The organism is Kitasatospora sp. DSM 101779 (genome assembly GCF_025655475.1).
Classification (GTDB): Bacteria; Actinomycetota; Actinomycetes; order Streptomycetales; family Streptomycetaceae; genus Kitasatospora.
On sequence record NZ_JAHTIK010000001.1, the window covers coordinates 5,987,841 to 6,005,114 of the forward strand.

17 protein-coding genes and 1 riboswitch are annotated in these 17,274 nt (G+C 73.1%); of the genes, 8 read left to right on the forward strand and 9 right to left on the reverse strand.

What is annotated here, in order from left to right; genetic code table 11:
- Positions 1-129 precede the first annotated feature (129 nt).
- Together KSNIM_RS27285 and KSNIM_RS27290 are read left to right on the forward strand one after the other, a co-directional pair.
- Entirely contained in the window at positions 130-1,071 is a 942-nt protein-coding gene (locus KSNIM_RS27285) for an ROK family glucokinase (protein ID WP_263105769.1), read from the forward strand.
- An 84-nt stretch (positions 1,072-1,155) separates the two neighbouring features.
- Positions 1,156-1,968 (forward strand): endonuclease/exonuclease/phosphatase family protein, encoded by an 813-nt coding sequence (locus KSNIM_RS27290; protein ID WP_263105770.1) that lies wholly within the window; start codon positions 1,156-1,158, stop codon positions 1,966-1,968.
- 48 nt (positions 1,969-2,016) lie between these two features.
- Here the strand turns inward: KSNIM_RS27290 and KSNIM_RS27295 are convergent, their stop codons facing one another.
- The 3 genes from KSNIM_RS27295 to KSNIM_RS27305 all read right to left on the reverse strand — a co-directional run bounded on the left by KSNIM_RS27295 (position 2,017) and on the right by KSNIM_RS27305 (position 4,434).
- Complete coding sequence (locus KSNIM_RS27295; RefSeq protein WP_263105771.1) at positions 2,017-2,955, reverse strand: DUF4352 domain-containing protein; 939 nt, start codon at positions 2,953-2,955, stop codon at positions 2,017-2,019.
- Between the two features lie 62 nt (positions 2,956-3,017).
- Positions 3,018-3,632 carry a hypothetical protein gene (locus KSNIM_RS27300; RefSeq protein ID WP_263105772.1) on the reverse strand — a complete coding sequence of 205 codons (615 nt, stop codon included), beginning with the start codon at positions 3,630-3,632 and terminating at the stop codon, positions 3,018-3,020.
- A 10-nt stretch (positions 3,633-3,642) separates the two neighbouring features.
- Complete coding sequence (locus tag KSNIM_RS27305) at positions 3,643-4,434, reverse strand: alpha/beta hydrolase (RefSeq protein ID WP_263105773.1); 792 nt, start codon at positions 4,432-4,434, stop codon at positions 3,643-3,645.
- Between the two features lie 260 nt (positions 4,435-4,694).
- Here KSNIM_RS27305 and KSNIM_RS27310 point away from each other — a divergent pair, with 260 nt between their 5' ends.
- From KSNIM_RS27310 to KSNIM_RS27320, 3 genes are all read left to right on the forward strand, one after another.
- Positions 4,695-5,513: a lysophospholipid acyltransferase family protein gene (locus KSNIM_RS27310; protein ID WP_263108128.1), complete on the forward strand. Its 819-nt coding sequence runs from the start codon at positions 4,695-4,697 to the stop codon at positions 5,511-5,513.
- 117 nt (positions 5,514-5,630) lie between these two features.
- On the forward strand, positions 5,631-6,755 hold the full coding sequence (gene macS, locus KSNIM_RS27315; RefSeq protein WP_263105774.1) for a MacS family sensor histidine kinase: 1,125 nt from the start codon (positions 5,631-5,633) through the stop codon (positions 6,753-6,755).
- Positions 6,755-7,426, forward strand: a complete 672-nt coding sequence (locus KSNIM_RS27320) for a response regulator (protein WP_263105775.1) — start codon at positions 6,755-6,757, stop codon at positions 7,424-7,426. The genes macS and KSNIM_RS27320 overlap by 1 nt, the downstream gene beginning before the upstream one ends.
- Before the next feature lie 252 nt (positions 7,427-7,678).
- Here the strand turns inward: KSNIM_RS27320 and KSNIM_RS27325 are convergent, their stop codons facing one another.
- A complete protein-coding gene (locus KSNIM_RS27325) occupies positions 7,679-9,616 on the reverse strand; it encodes an anthranilate synthase family protein (RefSeq protein ID WP_263105776.1) in 1,938 nt (645 codons plus the stop codon).
- A 301-nt stretch (positions 9,617-9,917) separates the two neighbouring features.
- Here KSNIM_RS27325 and KSNIM_RS27330 point away from each other — a divergent pair, with 301 nt between their 5' ends.
- Entirely contained in the window at positions 9,918-11,267 is a 1,350-nt protein-coding gene (locus KSNIM_RS27330; protein WP_263105777.1) for a class II 3-deoxy-7-phosphoheptulonate synthase, read from the forward strand.
- 161 nt (positions 11,268-11,428) lie between these two features.
- Positions 11,429-11,683 carry a bacterioferritin-associated ferredoxin gene (locus KSNIM_RS27335; protein ID WP_263105778.1) on the forward strand — a complete coding sequence of 85 codons (255 nt, stop codon included), beginning with the start codon at positions 11,429-11,431 and terminating at the stop codon, positions 11,681-11,683.
- A gap of 39 nt (positions 11,684-11,722) precedes the next feature.
- Here KSNIM_RS27335 and bfr read toward each other — a convergent pair whose 3' ends face one another.
- Positions 11,723-12,202 (reverse strand): bacterioferritin, encoded by a 480-nt coding sequence (bfr, locus tag KSNIM_RS27340; RefSeq protein WP_263105779.1) that lies wholly within the window; start codon positions 12,200-12,202, stop codon positions 11,723-11,725.
- Between the two features lie 189 nt (positions 12,203-12,391).
- On the opposite strand from bfr, the gene KSNIM_RS27345 reads away from it, so the two are divergent.
- Positions 12,392-13,021, forward strand: coding sequence for a sulfite oxidase-like oxidoreductase (locus KSNIM_RS27345; RefSeq protein ID WP_263105780.1), 630 nt, complete (start codon positions 12,392-12,394; stop codon positions 13,019-13,021).
- Between the two features lie 87 nt (positions 13,022-13,108).
- Here the strand turns inward: KSNIM_RS27345 and pknB are convergent, their stop codons facing one another.
- The 4 genes from pknB to thiO form a co-directional block, all read right to left on the reverse strand.
- Positions 13,109-14,854, reverse strand: a complete 1,746-nt coding sequence (gene pknB, locus KSNIM_RS27350; protein ID WP_263108129.1) for a Stk1 family PASTA domain-containing Ser/Thr kinase — start codon at positions 14,852-14,854, stop codon at positions 13,109-13,111.
- 105 nt (positions 14,855-14,959) lie between these two features.
- Positions 14,960-15,757: a thiazole synthase gene (locus KSNIM_RS27355; RefSeq protein WP_263105781.1), complete on the reverse strand. Its 798-nt coding sequence runs from the start codon at positions 15,755-15,757 to the stop codon at positions 14,960-14,962.
- 2 nt (positions 15,758-15,759) lie between these two features.
- The gene (thiS, locus tag KSNIM_RS27360) at positions 15,760-15,984 is read right to left on the reverse strand and encodes a sulfur carrier protein ThiS (RefSeq protein ID WP_263105782.1); all 225 of its coding nucleotides are present in this window, start codon (positions 15,982-15,984) and stop codon (positions 15,760-15,762) included.
- On the reverse strand, positions 15,978-17,132 hold the full coding sequence (gene thiO / locus KSNIM_RS27365; protein WP_263105783.1) for a glycine oxidase ThiO: 1,155 nt from the start codon (positions 17,130-17,132) through the stop codon (positions 15,978-15,980). The genes thiS and thiO overlap by 7 nt, the downstream gene beginning before the upstream one ends.
- Positions 17,127-17,239, reverse strand: a riboswitch (TPP riboswitch). Its footprint overlaps the gene before it by 6 nt.
- Positions 17,240-17,274 lie beyond the last annotated feature (35 nt).

Below are 17,274 nucleotides of genomic sequence, written 5' to 3' on the forward strand. Positions count from 1 at the left end.
ACTTCTGAACGCAGCTCACCGGGCAATCCGGAAAATGTCTTCGGTTAATGTAGGCCGCGGTGTGTACGGAAGCACCGGTCAGCGGGTACCGTTCCGCTCAGCGGGAACGAGTGAATAGCTGAGGGACACATGGCTCTGACCATCGGCGTCGACGTCGGCGGGACGAAGATCGCGGCCGGCGTGGTCGACGAGACCGGCGAAATCCTTGCGCGTACCCGGGTGCCCACCCCGGCCGACCCCCAGTGGGCGGTCGACGCGATCGCGCAGGCTGTGCGCGAGCTCAAGGAGGAGTACCCGGAGGTCGCGGCCGTCGGTGTCGGCGCGCCCGGCTTCGTGAACCGCGACCGCTCCACCGTGATCTTCGCTCCCAACATCGACTGGGAGAACGAGCCGCTCAAGCAGCGCATCGAGGAACTCACCGGCCTGGAGACCGTCGTCGAGAACGACGCCAACTGCGCCGCCTGGGCCGAGTTCCGCTTCGGCGCCGCGGCCGGCTACGAGGACATGGTCCTGATCACCGTCGGCACCGGCATCGGCGGCGGCATCGTCCTCGACGGCCGGATGCACCGCGGCCGCTTCGGCGTCGCCGGCGAGATCGGCCACCTCAACATGGTCCCCGACGGCCTGGACTGCGGCTGCGGCGGCAAGGGCTGCTGGGAGCAGTACGGCTCCGGCCGCGCGCTGCGCCGCTACGGCCGCGAGAAGGCCGCCGCCGACCCGATCGCCGGCAAGCGGATGCTGGAGCTCAACGACTTCGTCGCCGAGACCATCCGCGGCATCCACATCACCGAGGCCGCGGCCGAGGGCGACCCGCTCGCCCTGGAGTGCTACGCGGAGCTCGCCGACTGGCTCGGCCGCGGCATGGCCGACCTCGCCGCGCTGTTCGACCCGGGCGTCTTCGTGCTCGGAGGCGGCGTCTCCGACTCGGGCAGCCTGCTGCTCGACCCGGTCGCCGAGGCCTTCGAGACCTACCTGACCGGCGGCGCGCACCGTCCGCGCGCCGAGGTCCTGCTCGCGACCATGGGCTCCGCCGCCGGCATCGCCGGGGCCGCCGACCTGGCCCGCGTCTGACGGCGCCGCGGAGCTGACGGCTCGTCCGCTCTTCGACGGCGAGGCTCGGGCAACGGCCCCGGCCTCGCCGTTAGCATGACCGGCATGCCTGCCGAGCAGCCGTCCGCAGCCCCCGGACCCGTGCCGCCGACCGGGCCGGCCGCCCTGCCCGACTCCGGAGCCGAACCCGACGGCGCCCAGCGGGTCCGCATCCTCAGCTACAACGTCCGCTCGCTGCGGGACGACCGGGACGCCCTCGTGCGGGTGATCCGCGCCTGCGACCCGGACGTGGTCTGCATCCAGGAGTCCCCGCGGTACTGGCGGCCCGAGAAGCAGGCCGCCCGGCTCGCCCACCGCACCGGCACCGTCATCCTCTCCGGCGGCGGCCGGATCGCCGCCGGACCGCTGCTGCTCGGAAAGCTGCGGGTCGAGGTCCTCGCCGTCCGGGACCGGCTGCTGCCCAAGACCCGCGGGCTGCACGCCCGCGGATTCGCCACCGCCCTGCTCCGGGTGGGCGGCTCGGCCCCGTTCGCGGTGACCAGCTGCCACCTCTCCCTCGACCCGGCCGAACGGCTCCGCCAGTTCGCGCTGCTCCCGGGCCAGTTCGACCCCGGCGAGCACGGCATCATCGCCGGAGACTTCAACGAGCACCCCGACGGCCCGGGTTGGCGCCGCCTCGCCGCCGAGTACCAGGACGCCCACACCGTCGCCCCCTGGGGCGGCACCTTCACCTCCGTCCCGGCCGACCCCCACCAGCGGATCGACGCGGTCTTCGCGACGCCCGGCGTGGAGGTCCTGGCCTGCGGGGTGCCGCAGGGGTTGCCGGGCGTCTCGGCGGCGGACCTGTTGGCGGCGACGGACCATCTGCCGGTGGTGGCGGTGGTGCGGATCCCCGCCGGGGCCGAGAGACGGGACTGAGCCGCGGGCCGGGACACAGGGCCGGGCCGCGGCCGGGGGCCGGTCGGCTCAGTGGACCGTGGCGGCGACGATGACGCCGTTGCGGACGGTGTAGGTGCCGGCGTAGTGGCGGTGGGTGCCGTCGGTCTGCAGGGCGTCCAGGAGGACGGAGACGGTGTCGCCGTGGACGGCCGTGACGGTGAGGACGTCGGCCGCGGTGCCGGCGAAGCCGTTGACGAACTGCCCGTAGCTCGGTGCCAGGTTTCGGCCGCCGAGGGCCCAGGCGCGGGCGTAGTCACGGGCATTGATCGCGGCGTAGTAGTCCTCGACGACCTGGCGCGGTGCAGCGGCGGTCGGCCGGGGGCTCGCGGCGGCCGTGGCGGTGACGGTCGCGGTCTGCGTGGCCGTGGCGGCCGGGGCGGAGGTCGCCGGGGCGACCGGCAGCACCCACTGACCGGTCTGCGCAGCGAAGCCGGAGTTCAGGGTGAACTGGGCCCTGGCTAGGCGGGAGTCCGCCGGGACGTCGAAGGCGAGGTAGCCGAGCGCACTGTCCCCGGGGGCGATGTGCACCCCGGCGGGGAACCCCGGCCCGGCCGTAACCTCGGCGCCTACCGCGGTGTTGAAGCCCTGCCCCTGCTCGTCGATCACGGTGGCGCTGTTGGCCGGTGCGTCGGAGTACACCGCCGAGCCGATGTTCTGGAGCCGGAACTGCACGGCGACCAACCGCTCGCCGGTGCCGGGCGTGGAGATGGAGTTCGCCGCGGTCGCCGGGTCGGCCACTGCCGTCACCGTCACGGCCATCCGGGCGCCCTGCTCGTTGCCGGCCAGTTCGAGGGTGTCCCCGACCTGGGCCGACTTCGGCGACCCGGCAGATCCGCCGGAGCCGGCACCCGGGCTGCCCGCCGGACTGCTCGCGGGGGCCGTCACCACCGAGTGGCTGCTGCAGCCCGCGGCGGCCAGCGCCACTGATAACGCCGCCGCTCCCACCAGGGTGCCGATCCGTGCCATGGCCGTCGCCTCCTGCCCTTCCAGGCTACGGGCGGGCGGCGGCCACTGCTCGGGGCGGGCGGTCAGACGACGGCGCCGCCCATCGGGTCCTCCGGCTCGTCGTCGTCCTTGTCCTTCATCCGGGCGACGAGGGTGACGAAGCCGCCGAGGAAGGCGGTGACGCCGACCCAGGCGGGCCAGCCGGCCACCTCGTGCCAGACGACGGTGTCGATCAGCAGCAGGGCAGGGCCGCCGAGCACGGCGAGCCAGGCGAACTTGGCCGTGGTGTCGGCCTTGGGCAGCGGCGGGGGCTCCGGCGGGACGAAGTGGCCCTCGTCCGGGTCCTCCTGGACCTCGTAGTCGCGCGGGCCGGAGGCCGGCCCGGCCACCTGCTCGGGGGTGGTCGGTCCGGGTCGCGGCCGTGGCCGGGGTGCGAACTCGTCGAAGGAGTCCGCGGCCGGGGGCTCCTGGGCGCGGAGGTTCTCGATCTCCGGCCAGTCCGGGTTGGTCAGGTCGACGGGGTCGTCGAACTGCGCGACCAGGGCGGCGAAGATCGCGTCCTGTTCGGCCTGGCTGCCGGCCGCGGGCCGCCGGGCGGGCGGCTCGGAACCGGCGGACCTCTCCTGGTCCTGTCCGGGCTTCGCGGTGCCGTCCTCGGGCAGCTCCTCGCCGCCGCCCGCCTTGCTGGTCTCGTTCACTACCGGCCCTTCAGCCCAGGTGGTGCTCGGCATCGGTCGTCGCATCGGTCTTGGCCGCCGGCGCCAGACGGCGGACGAATTCGAGGCTCTCCTCGAAGATCATCCCGGCGTCGTGGTCCAGCGTGGCGACGTGGTAACTGCGCTCGCACAGCTTTTCCGTCACGTCCGTCGAGGATATCCGGGCGAGCACCAGTTCCGAGTTGGCCGGGGAGACCACGTGGTCCTGCGGGCTGCGCAGCAGCAGCACCGGCTGCCGGACGGCGGGCAGTTCGGCCTGGACGGTGCGCCAGAGGCGGGAGAGCGACCAGGCCGCGTGCAGCGGCGTGCGGTCGTAGCCGTACTCGGAGACGCCCTCCAGGGCGATGTCGTCGGCGATGCCGGGCAGGCTGGGGACGAGGTGCCGCAGGGCGGGCAGCAGGACGGTCGCCGGGTTGTCCGAGCGGACCGACGGATTGACCAGGACGATGCCGGAGATCGCGTCGCCGTGCCGTGCGGCGAGCCGCAGTGCGAGGGCGCCGCCCATGGAGAGGGCGCAGACGAAGACCTGCTCGCAACCGTCCAGCAGGGCCCGCAGTTCGCGGTCGACCTCCGCGTACCAGTCCTCCCAGCGGGTCTGCTGCATGTCCTGCCAGCGGGTGCCGTGGCCGGGCAGCAGCGGCAGCGCGACGGTCAGGCCGGCGGCGGCGAGGTGGTCGGCCCACGGCCGCATGGACCGCGGCGATCCGGTGAAGCCGTGGACGAGGAGCACGCCGACCGGCCCGCCCTTGTGGTGAAACGGTTCTGCACCGGGCAGCAGCGGCATCCTCGGAGCTCCTTCGCTCGGACGTGATCTCGGACGTGATCTCGGACGTGATCTCGGACGGGAACGCGGGCGCCGGACGAGGCCGGAGGGAGCGCAGCGGCTACCCGCGGGTACCCGGATCGGCATCGTCCCACGCGCGCGGCGGCCCGTACAGGGCCGCAGCCGCCGCTTCACGGGCCTGCCGGTGCACACGTGCGCGGCCGTGGGCATTAGGATCGACCGGTCCGCACAACAGGAGGCCCGGGTTGTTCTACCGACTGATGAAGATGATCGTCGCGCCGTTGCTGCGGATCTTCTTCCGGCCGTGGATCGAGGGCGCGGAGAACATCCCCGACGAGGGTCCCGCGATCATCGCGAGCAACCACCTGTCCTTCTCGGACTCCTTCTTCTTCCCCGCGCTGATCAAGCGCCGGATCACCTTCATCGCCAAGGCCGAGTACTTCAACACCCCCGGCCTCAAGGGCAAGCTGACCGCCGCCTTCTTCAAGGGCGTCGGCCAGCTGCCGGTCGACAGGTCCGGAGTGCGCGGCGCCGGCGAGGCGGCGATCCGCAGCGCCGTCGCCGTGCTGGAGCGCGGCGAGCTGTTCGGCGTCTACCCGGAGGGCACCCGCTCGCCCGACGGCAAGCTCTACCGCGGCAAGGTCGGCGGCCTCGCCCGGGTCGCGCTGCAGACCGGCGCCCCGGTCATCCCGGTCGCCATGATCGACACCGAGAAGGTGCAGCCGCCCGGCCAGGTCGTCCCCAACTTCGGCATCCGCCCCGGCATCCGGATCGGCCGCCCGCTCGACTTCTCCCGCTACCACGGCATGGAGAACGACCGCTTCATCCTCCGCTCCGTCACCGACGAGGTGATGTACGAGATCATGCGGCTCTCCGGCCAGGAGTACGTGGACATCTACGCCACCGCCGCCAAGCGCCAGATCACCGAGGACAAGAAGCGCGCCGACGCGGAGCGCCGTGCCGCGCAGAAGGCGGAGAAGGCAGCCGAGAAGGAGGCCGAGAAGGCCGCCAAGGAGGAGGCCGCGCGGCTGGAGCAGGAGCAGCAGGAGCAGCAGGAGCAGCAGGACAAGCCCGAGTAGGGCAGGCCGGGGTCGGGGGGACAGATGGCGGAGGACCACAGAGCCGGGCTCGCGACCCGGCGGTTCGGTACCGTCGCGGCCGCGGTGCAGCGGTCGGGCGCACTGACCGTCGGCGGCATGTCCGTCGAGATGCCGCTGTGGCGGGCGATCGGCTACTTCCGGGTGCTCGCCCTGAGCTACGCGATCCTGCGCTACCTCAGCTCCTTCAACGACTTCCTCCACCCGGTCTCCGGCTGGATCTACTTCGGCGCACTCACCCTGTGGACGCTCGCCAGCTCCCGGGCCTTCGCCGGCCCGCAGCGCTGCACCTGGTACGTGCTCGGCACCGACCTCGCGTTCGCCGTCACCGGCATCGTGATGAGCGGGATCATCGACAAGCCCGAGCGCATCCACGCCGGCGCCCCCACCCTGCCCACCATCTGGGCGGCCGGCACCGTGCTCGGCTTCGCCGGCAAGGGCGGCTGGAAGCCCGCGGCCTTCGCCGCCACCGTCGTCGGCCTCGCCAACATCCTCGGCCACGGCGGCATCACCCCCGACAACATCCACAACATCGTGCTGCTGATGGTGGCCGGCTGCGCCATCGGCTACGTCATCGAACTCGCGCGCGCCAGCGAGGCGGTGCTCACCCGGGCGCTCCAGGTCGAGGCCGCCACCCGCGAACGGGAGCGGCTCTCCCGGGACATCCACGACGGCGTCCTCCAGGTGCTCGCCCTCGTCCAGCGCCGCGAGGGCGACCTCGGAGACCTCGGAGACCTCGGCCGGCTGGCCGGCGAACAGGAACGCGCCCTACGGGCGCTGATGACCGGCGGACCGCTGCCCGCCCAGGCGGTCGACGAGCCGCCACCCGCCGAGCGAGACCTCCGGCAGCTGATCGCCCCGCACGCCGGCGAGCGGGTCACCGTCTCCGCGCCCGGCACCCCCGTGCTGCTGCCCGCACACGCCGCCGCCGAACTCGCCGCCGCGGTGGGCGCCGCCCTGGACAACGTCCGCCGCCACGCGGGGGAGGACGCCCGGGCCTGGATCCTCGTCGAGGACGAGCCGGACGCGGTCACCGTCTCCGTCCGCGACGACGGCGCCGGATTCGCCGCCGGGCGGCTCGGCGAGGCGGAACAGGCCGGACGCCTCGGCGTCTCGCAGTCCATCCGCGGCCGGCTGCGCGACCTCGGCGGTACGGCCGAGCTGTACTCGGTGCCCGGCGAGGGCACCGAGGTCGAGATGCGGGTCCCCAGGAAGGGGCAGTGATGTCGGATCAGGTGCGGGTCATGGTCGTGGACGACCACCCGATGTGGCGGGACGCCGTCTCCAGGGACCTCGCCGACGCCGGGTTCGCCGTCGTCGCCACCGCGGGCGACGGCGAGGAGGCCGTCCGCCGGGCCCTGGCCACCACCCCGCAGGTCGTCGTGCTCGACCTCAACCTGCCCGCGCTGCCCGGGGTCGAGGTCTGCCGGCGGATCGTCTCGCACGACCCGACCGCCCGGGTGCTGGTGCTCTCCGCGAGCGGCGAGCACGCCGACGTCCTGGAGGCGGTCAAGTCCGGTGCCACCGGCTACCTGGTGAAGTCCGCGGGCCGGGACGAGCTGATCGACGCCGTCCGCCGCACCGCGCTCGGCGACCCGGTCTTCACCCCGGGCCTGGCTGGCCTCGTCCTCGGCGAGTTCCGCCGGCTGGCCACCGAACCCGCCCCCGCCGCGGCTCCTGCCGCCCCGCAGCTGACCGGCCGGGAGACCGAGGTGCTGCGGCTGGTCGCCAAGGGGCTGTCGTACCGCCAGATCGCCGACCGCCTGGTGCTCTCGCACCGCACCGTGCAGAACCACGTGCAGAACACCCTGGGCAAGCTCCAGCTGCACAACCGCGTCGAACTCGTCCGCTACGCGATCGAGCAGGGCCTGGACGACGAACTGAGCCAGGGCTAGGAGCCTGCGGGCTCAGCAGTGCTCGACGAGCAGCAGCACGGTCGGGCCGCCGTCGGCCGAGGTGCGCTCGTGCGCCGCGTGGTCCGGAGGCTGCGCCGCGGAGGCGGTCCGCCGGACGGTGTGCCGCGGGCCGATCGCCCTGGGACCACCCGGGGGCGGGAGAACTGCGCGGGACGGAGGTGCGGCGCCGTCACTTCCGACGCGCGCAGTTCCCCGCGCCCCCTGTGGCCCTTGGCCCCTGCCTGCGGGCGGTCAGCCGGGGACGGGGGCCGCGGCGCCGAGGAGTCCGGCGACGATGTCGACGCCCTCGCGGGTGAGGACGGACTCGGGGTGGAACTGCAGGGCGGCGAAGCCGGGCCCGCGCAGGGCGTGGACGTCGCCGGTGAGCGGGTCGCGGGCGACCTCCACGCCCTCCGCGGCGAGCCGTGCGGCGGCGGCGGCGTCGCAGCGGGCGGTGAAGGTGTTGTAGAAGCCGACCGTGCGGCGGGTGCCGAACAGGTCGATGGTCTCCTGGGCGCCCTGGTAGGGGACGGCCTTGCGGCCCAGCGGCAGGCCGAGTTCGGCGGAGAGCAGCTGGTGGCTGAGGCAGACGGCGAGCAGCGGCGCGGTGCGGGCGCCGGTGCGGACGGCGGCCAGCGCGTCGGTGACGATCGGCCGCAGGACGGCCATCTTGGCGTCGGCGGGGTCGGCCGGGTCGCCGGGGCCGGGGCCGAGCACCAGCGGCCCGGTGTGGGCGGCGACCCGTTCCCGCAGGCCGGGGGTGTCGTAGCGGAGCACGGTGACCCGGTGTCCGAGCGAGGACAGCAGGTGGGCGAGCATCGAGGTGAAGGTGTCCTCGCCGTCGACGACCAGGGTGTCCAGGCCCTCGATGGGCTCGGCGCCCTGCTGCATCCGCAGCCAGAACGGGGCGAGGCCGGCCCGGCGGGCGTCGAGGGCGGCCTGCACCCGGTGGTCGTCGGCGAGGCGCGGGCCCGCTCCGCGGCCGGCGGGCCTCGGCGGGGCGGGGCGGGCGCCGATCGCGGTGAGCACGCCGGCGGCCTTGGCGTGGGTCTCGGCGACCTCGGAGTGCGGGTCGGAGTGCCGGACGAGGGTGGCGCCGACCCGCACGACCAGCTCCCCGGTGGCCGGGTCGACGTCGGCGGTCCGGATGCAGATGGGGGAGTCGAGCTGCTGGCCGCCGCTGGCGGAGCGGCCGATCAGGGCGAGCGCGCCGGAGTAGTAGCCGCGGCCGGTGGCCTCGTAGCGGCGGATGACCCGGGTGGCGTTCTGCACCGGGCTGCCGGTGACGGTCGCCGCGAACATGGTCTCCTTGAGCACCTCGCGGACGTCCAGCGAGGTGCGCCCGCGGAGCTCGTACTCGGTGTGCGCGAGGTGGGCCATCTCCTTGAGCCGGGGGCCGAGCACCTGCCCGCCGAGGTCGCCGACGGTGCACATCATCTTGAGTTCCTCGTCGACCACCATGGTGAGCTCCTCCAGCTCCTTGGGGTCGTGCAGGAAGTCCAGCAGGGAGTCGACGGTCGGGCCGCCGGCCGGGTGGCGGTAGGTGCCGGAGATGGGGTTCATCACGACGGTGCCGCCGGACTGCCGAACGTGCACCTCCGGCGACGCTCCGACCAGGACCCGGTCCCCGGTGTGCACCAGGAAGGTCCAGTACGCGCCCCGCTCCTGCTCCAGCAGCCGCCGGAAGAGCGTGAGCGCCAGCGCGGTGTCGAAGCCCTCCAGCCGGCCGCGGAAGTCCCGGCGGACGACGAAGTTGGCGCCCTCGCCGCGGCCGATCTCGTCCTCGATGACGCGGCGGACGATCTCCGCGTACTCCTCGTCGGCGATGTCGAAGCCGCCGCCGGTGAGCCGGACGGGACGCTGCGGCAGCGCGGGCAGCAGCTCGTCGAGGGGGAGGGCGTGCTGCTCCTCGACGGCGAGCGCCTGCAGCGGGGTGCCGTCGTCGTGGGCGTCGAAGCCGCGTTCGCGGATCTGCCGGTAGGGGACGAGGGCGAGCAGGTCGTGCCGGGGGCCGCCGGCGGGTGCGCCGTCCGGCACCGGGAGGTCGGCGAGCGTGTCGTGGACGCCGACGGTGCCGATCAGCACCTCGACGGTGTCCGGGGCGAGCCGGGGGGCGCGGCGGTGCAGCAGGGCGAACGCGGGGGCGCCGGGGGCGGTGAGACGGGCGACCAGGTCGGCAGGGCGGGTCACGGTACGGCGTTCCTTCCGGGAGGCGGGCGGGTCGGTCGCTCTTCGCGGGAGGGCCGCCTGCTCCTTCGGAACACGCAGACGGCCGCCCCGAGGGGCGGCCGTCGTGTCGTCTTAGGGACGCGCGAGCTGTGGGCCGCCCATCGGGCTGGCCCACCACCAGGAGAAGGTGTGCGGTGCGGTCACGGGGACGAGCGTAGCGGATGCCCCGGCGGTGTGAAGTCGCTCACCGAAATGTCCATCACCCGTCTCACCCATCGGGCGGCGGGCACAATTCGCTTGTCACACCCCGTAGCCTTGCTTCGTGACCGTGACAACTGAGACAAACGGGGCTGCCTTCTCCTGGCAGTCCCTGCCCGCGGCGCAGCAGCCCGAATGGCCGGACCAAGAGGCTCTGCGCAAGACCCTTGCGGACCTCGCCTCGTATCCGCCGCTCGTCTTCGCCGGCGAGTGCGACCAGCTGCGCGCCCGGCTCGGTGCCGTCGCGCGTGGAGAGGCCTTCCTGCTGCAGGGCGGCGACTGTGCCGAGGCGTTCGACGGCGTGTCCGCCGAGCAGATCCGCAACAAGCTGAAGACCCTGCTGCAGATGGCGGCCGTGCTCACGTACGCCGCGTCGGTGCCGGTGGTCAAGGTCGGGCGGATCGCCGGCCAGTACTCCAAGCCGCGCTCGAAGTCGACCGAGACCCGGGACGGCGTCACCCTGCCGGTCTACCGCGGCGACTCGGTGAACGGTTTCGACTTCACCCCCGAGTCGCGCATCCCGGACCCGGAGCGGCTCAAGCGGATGTACAACGCGTCCGCCGCGACGCTCAACCTGGTGCGCGCCTTCACCACCGGCGGCTACGCCGACCTGCGCCAGGTGCACGCCTGGAACCAGGACTTCGTGCGCAACTCGCCGTCGGGCCAGCGGTACGAGCAGCTCGCCCGGGAGATCGACAACGCGCTGGCCTTCATGAACGCCTGCGGGGTGGCCCCGGAGGAGTTCCGGACGGTCGAGTTCTACTCCTCGCACGAGGCGCTGATCCTGGACTACGAGACGGCGCTGACCCGCACCGACTCGCGCACCGGTGACCTGTACGACGTCTCCGGCCACATGGTCTGGATCGGCGAGCGCACCCGTCAGCTGGACCACGCGCACATCGAGTTCGCCTCGAAGATCCGCAACCCGATCGGCGTGAAGCTCGGCCCGACCACCACGGTCGACGAGGCGCTCACCCTGATCGACCGGCTCGACCCGGACCGCGAGCCGGGCCGGCTGACCTTCATCACCCGGATGGGTGCGGGCAAGATCCGCGAGCACCTGCCCGCCCTGGTCGAGAAGGTCACCGCCTCCGGTGCCCAGCCGGTGTGGATCTGCGACCCGATGCACGGCAACACCTTCGAGGCCGAGACCGGCCACAAGACCCGCCGCTTCGACGACGTGCTCGACGAGGTCAAGGGCTTCTTCGAGGTGCACCGCGCGCTCGGCACCCACCCGGGCGGCATCCACGTGGAGCTCACCGGTGACGACGTCACCGAGTGCGTGGGCGGTGGCGACGAGGTCCTCGTCGACGACCTGCACCAGCGCTACGAGACGGCCTGCGACCCGCGGCTCAATCGCAGCCAGTCGCTCGACCTGGCCTTCCTGGTCGCGGAGATGTACCGCAACCAGTGAGGCCGGCGCCCGCGATGATCGCAATGTGACAAACGCCCCTCCGCTTTCCGGGCCACCGGGAGCGGAGGGGCTTTGCTTTGCGGGTACCTTGGGTAAGGTAAGGCTTAGCGAGGTAAGGCGAACCTTGCCGATCAACGAACACCAGCCCGGGAGAGCCGCCGATGTACGTGTGCATGTGCCATGCGGTCACCGAGGCCCAGGTCAAGCGGGAGATCGACGGCGGCGCCGTCACTCCGCGGCAGATAGCCAAGGGCTGCAAGGCCGGCACCGACTGCGGTTCCTGCGTCCGCCGGATCCAGGCCCTGCTCGGGGAGCACGGCGCCCGCCCGTGCCCGACGGCCAGGCTGGCCGCAAAGCTGGGGCTGGCCGATTCCGCCGCTGAGACCGCGCCCGAGCGCGGTCTCGAAGCCGCCTAGTTCCCGCCCGCCGCCGCGCGCCATGCGCCGGTCGGCGTCTCAGCTCTCCGGCTGCTCGATGAGCTGTGCCAGGTAGAGCGGCTCGCCCAGCTTCTCCAGCAGTTCGAGCTGGGTGTCCAGGTAGTCGATGTGGTGTTCCTCGTCGGCGAGGATCGACTCGAAGATGTTGGCCGAGGTGACGTCGTTCTTGGCCCGCATGACGACGATGCCGCGGCGCAGCCGGTCGATGGCCTCGACCTCGATCTGACGGTCGGCCTCGAACATCTCCCTGACCGTCTGGCCGATCCGGACGTGGAACAGCCGCTGGTAGTTGGGCAGGCCGTCCAGGAAGAGGATCCGGTCGGTCAGCGTCTCCGCGTGCTTCATCTCGTCGAAGGACTCGTGCCGGGTGTAGGCGGCGAGCTTCGTCCAGCCGTTGTTCTCCTGCATCTTGGCGTGCAGGAAGTACTGGTTGATGGCAGTGAGCTCGGCGGTGAGCTGCTCGTTGAGGAACTCGATGACCTCGGGGTCGCCCTGCATGGCGTGCCTTCCTGATAGCCGTCCGTCGCTTGCCCGCATCGTGGCACTGGAGCGGGCATGGTTTCCAGTAAGTTCACACTTACCCCCATCTAGGAGTTATGTCCGATTTTCCGATGTGCGGGTTCGATGGAGGGGGCGTGCGTGAGGGGCGCGCAACGCGTACCGCCCGCCGTCTGCGACCATGGAGGCATGGGTCAGCACGAACCGGAACCACCGCAGCCGTCCGACCCTCGACTCCCTCCCGGCCAGCGCCTCCAGCGCGGCTGGCCTGTGCTGCACTACGGACCGGTGCCCCGCTTCAAGCCGCAGAGCTGGGACTTCCAGGTGTTCGGGGCGACCGCCTCGGCCGAGAAGCACCGCTGGGACTTCGAGGGCTTCCACGCACTGCCGCGCGTGACCGTCCGCGGCGACCTGCACTGCGTCACCCGCTTCTCGATGCTCGGCAACGAGTGGGGCGGCGTCGCCGCCAAGACCGTCCTCGACCTGGTGCCGCCGGCCCCCGGCGTCACCCACGTCATGGTCTGGGCCGAGTACGGCTACAGCGCCAACCTGCGGATCGCCGACTTCACCGACCCGCAGACCGTCTTCGCCACCCACCGCAACGGCGAGCCGCTCACCGTCGAGCACGGCTTCCCCGTCCGCCTCGTGGTGCCGCACCTGTACGCCTGGAAGGGCCCCAAGTGGGTCCGTGCGGTCGAGTACATGCGGGCCGACCGCCGCGGCTTCTGGGAGGAGCGCGGCTACCACAACCTCGCCGACCCGTGGGCCGAGCAGCGCTACTCCTACCAGGAGAAGCCCGGGGACGGGCCGCTGCGCTGACGGCCGTCCCCGCCGAGCCGCTCGGAGGGGCAATTCAGGTGCCCCCACGCGCCCCTCTGTGGCATCCGTACGCCCGTGAAGACAGTCCTAGAACAGCCCGAAGCTGATCACCACGGTGCTGCCCTGCGCGCGGGGGGTGCCGGCCTTGGGCGCCTGCCCGGTGACCTTGCCGCCGAACAGGTTCAGTCCGGTGGCCTGCACCTTGAAGCCGGCGTCGGTGAGTGCCTTGGCGGCGTCGTCCTTGCTCAGGCCGACCACGTCGGGCACCGGCTGCATGCCCTTGCTGACCACCAGAGCGACCGGCGTGTTCGGGCTGACCGAGGTGCCGACGCCCGGCTCCACGCTGATCACCGACCCCTCGGGCACGTCGTCGTCGAACTCCTCCCGGGTCGTCCCCGGGGTCAGCCTGGCATCGGTCAGCGCCTTGCGGGCCTGCTCCAGCGGCAGACCCTCCACGGACGGCACCGGCACCCGGTCCGGGCCCTTGGACAGCAGCACCTTCACCGGATCGCTCTTGCGGGCACGCGCGCCCACCCCGGGATCGGTGGAGATCACCTGCCCGGCCTTGACGGTCTCGCTGAACTGCTGGCTGAACGTACCGCGCAGCCCCGCCCTGTCCAGCGTCGCCACCGCCTGCGCCTCGGTCTGCCCGAGCACCGTCGGCACCGTCGTGTACAGCCCGTCCGAGAGCAGGTACGTCGCCCCGCCGACCAGCAGCAGCACCACCGCGATCACCGCACCCCAGACCAGCGGGGCGCGTGAGCGCGGCGGACGCGGCGCCCGGGGCGGGCGGGCCGGTGCCGTCTCGTCGTACGGCCGCGGCGGGGTCAGCAGATCGGCCGGCACGTCCAGCACGCTGGTGCGCTCCACCGGACGGTCGACCACCGCGGTGATCTCGCCGGTCGGGTACTGCGGGGTCGGCCGGGTCGAGGCCGGCGGCTCGGCGTCCAGCTGGGCCGGGGTGAGCGCCCGGCGGGCCCGCTGCAGCGCGGCCAGCAGCTCCACCGCGTCCCACGGACGGGCCTGCGGGTCGCGGGCGGTCGCGGCGGCCACTATGGCGTCCAGCTCGCGGCCGACCCCCGGCGCGGCCAGCGACGGCGCCGGGACGTCCTCGTTCAGGTGCCGGTAGATCACCTGCATGGCGTTCTCGCCGGTGTGCGGCTTGGCGCCGGTCAGCATCTCGTACAGCAGGATGCCGGCCGCGTACACGTCGACCCGCTGGTCGGTCGGGCCGTCCTGACGGATCTGCTCCGGCGCGAGGTAGGAGACGGTGCCGAGCACCGTGCCGGTCGAGGTGGTGCTGGTGACGGCGTCGCCGGCGCCCTCGGTGCCGGTCAGCAGCCGCACCAGGCCGAAGTCCGCGACCTTCACCATGCCGCCGTCGGTGATCAGCACGTTCTCCGGCTTGACGTCCCGGTGCACCAGGCCCGCCCGGTGCGCCGCGCCGAGCGCCGCCAGCACCGGCTCCAGGATGTCCAGCGCGGCCCGCGCCGACAGCGCCCCGCGGTCGCGCAGCAGGTCGCGCAAGGTCCGGCCGGGCACGTACTCCATCGCCAGGAACACCGCCCGGCCGTCCGCGCCCTGGTCGAAGACGTTCACCACGTTCGGGTGGGACAGCCGAGCCACGGCCTTCGCCTCGCGGATGAACCGGCCGGTGAACTCGTTGCCGCCGTCGGCGGCCAGCGCGGGGTGCATCACCTTCAGCGCGACGACCCGGTCCAGCCGGGTGTCCGTCCCGCGGTACACCGTGGCCATGCCTCCGACGGCGATGCGCCGATCAACCCGGTACCGGCCGTCGAGCAGGGCACCGATCAGGGGGTCGTCGAGCGTCATGTCCACCCGAGGAGTGTAGGACGCAGGGGTGACCCTCGGCCCGGGACAGCGCCGCCCGCGGCGCGGTTGTGCCGATGTTGAGACATGCGCCGCCGGAGGTGCTCCCTAGAACGCCGGGTGTTCGCGGGTGTCCAGGTGGGCGCGGCCGGCCATCTGGGAGGAGGCCTCGGCGTGGAAGCGACGCGGGATGCGGCCCGCACGGTACGCCAGCCGGCCGGCCTCGGTGGCCCGCTTCATCGCGTCCGCCATCAGCACCGGGTCCTGAGCCCGCGTCACCGCCGAGGCCAGCATCACCGCCGAACAGCCCAGCTCCATCGCCAGCGCCACGTCGGAGGCGGTGCCCGCGCCCGCGTCCAGGACCACCGGCACACCCGCACTCTCCACGATCAGCTGGAAGTTGTGCGGGTTGCGGATGCCCAGGCCCGAGCCGATCGGCGAGCCCAGCGGCATGATCGCCGCACAGCCGACGTCCTCCAGCTTGCGTGCCAGGACCGGGTCGTCGTTGGTGTACGGCAGCACCGTGAAGCCGTCGTCGACCAGGGTCTCCGCGGCGTCCAGCAGCTCGATCGGGTCGGGCAGCAGCGTCCGCTCGTCCGCGATCACCTCCAGCTTCACCCAGTCGGTGCCGAGCGCCTCGCGGGCCAGACGGGCCGTCAGCACGGCCTCGCCGGCGGTGAAGCAGCCCGCCGTGTTGGGCAGCACCCGGATCCCGTTGCGGGTCAGCACGTCCAGCACCGACCCCTGGGTCGAGGCGTTGACCCGGCGCATCGCCACCGTGGTCAGCTCGGTACCGGACACCTGCAGCGCCTGCTCCAGCACGTCCAGGCTGGGGGCGCCGCCGGTGCCCATGATCAGGCGCGAGGTGAACGCCGTGTCCGCGATCGTGAACAGGTCGTCGGCCATCGTCAGCCTCCCTGGACGGCGGTGAGGATCTCCACCCGGTCGCCCGCGCCGAGCACCGTGGCCGGCCAGGCGCCGCGCGGCACCACGGCCTCGTTGACCGCCGCCGCCACACCGGTGTTCGCGGCGGACACCCGGGCCACCACCTCGGCCAGCGTGGTGCCCGCGGGCAGCTCGCGCGGCTCGCCGTTGACGGTCAGGGGGACGGGCACCGGATCGGTGTTCAGCATGCGAGGGCCTTCGAGTGGAAACGGTCGGGGGAGAAGGGGGCGGCGAGCTCCGGGACGCTCCCGGTCGCCAGGTACTCGCCGAGCAGGTCGGCGGTCACCGGCGTCAGCAGCACACCGTTGCGGTAGTGGCCGGTGGCGGCGACCAGCCCGGGCAGCAGGGTCGGGCCGAGCAGCGGCGCGTTGTCGGGCGAACCGGGACGCAGCCCGGCACCGGTCTCCACCAGCGGCAGCTCGGTCAGACCCGGTACCAACTCGTGCGCGTCCCGCAGCAGTTCGTAGACCCCGCCGGCGGTCACCGTGGTGTCGAAGCCCTGCTCCTCGCTGGTCGCGCCGATCACCAGCTCACCGTCCGCCCGCGGCACCAGGTAGATGTGCTGCCCACGGACCACCGCCCGCACGTTCCGCGACAGGAACGGCCGGTACGCCTCGGGTACCTGCAGACGCAGCACCTGGCCCTTCACCGGCCGCACCGGCGGCAGCACGCCGTCCGGCAGGCCCGGCAGCAGGTGGCTGCGGCAGCCCGCGGCCAGCACGACCTGCCCGCCCGAGAGCACGTCGCCGCCGTCGGTCCGCACCCCGGCCGCCCGGCCGTGCTCGACGAGCAGCTCGACCGCGGACGCCCGGTGCAGCACCACCCCGGCCCGCTCGCAGGCCACCACCAGCGCCCGGGCGAGCCGCCGCCCGTCCACCTGGTGGTCCCCGGTGACCAGCAGACCGCCGCGCACCCCCGGCGCCAGCATCGGCTCCAGCCGGCGGCACTCCCGGCCGGTCAGCCACTGCGAGTCCAGGCCCAGCCGGGCCTGGAAGGCGTGCAGCTCGCGAAGCTCCTCGCGGTCGTCCGCGTCCAGCGCAACCGCCAGGGTGCCCGTCCGCCGGTAGCCGGTGTCCAGGCCGGTCGCCTCGGTCAGCTCGGCCGCGAACGCCCCGTACCTCTCGTTCGACGCCATGCCCAGGCGCAGCAGCGGCTCCTCGCCGTACTGCAGCTCCGTCACCGGCGCCAGCATGCCCGCGGCGACCTGCGCGGCGCCGCCGCCGGGCACGGGATCGACCAGGGCCACGGCCAGGCCGCGCTGCGCCGCCCGCCAGGCGACGCCGAGCCCGATGATGCCGCCGCCGACCACCAGCACGTCGGAATGGGACCGTGCCACGTCGCTGATTCTCCCTTCGCCGGCATGACCCGGATCAGGTTCGGACGGTCGCAGGCCGCTCCAGCCCGCCTCTCAGCCCGGTGCACCGGGCTCCCGTGTGGTGTGCACCCACCATAACGCCGCGTGTCGCCCACCCCGAAAG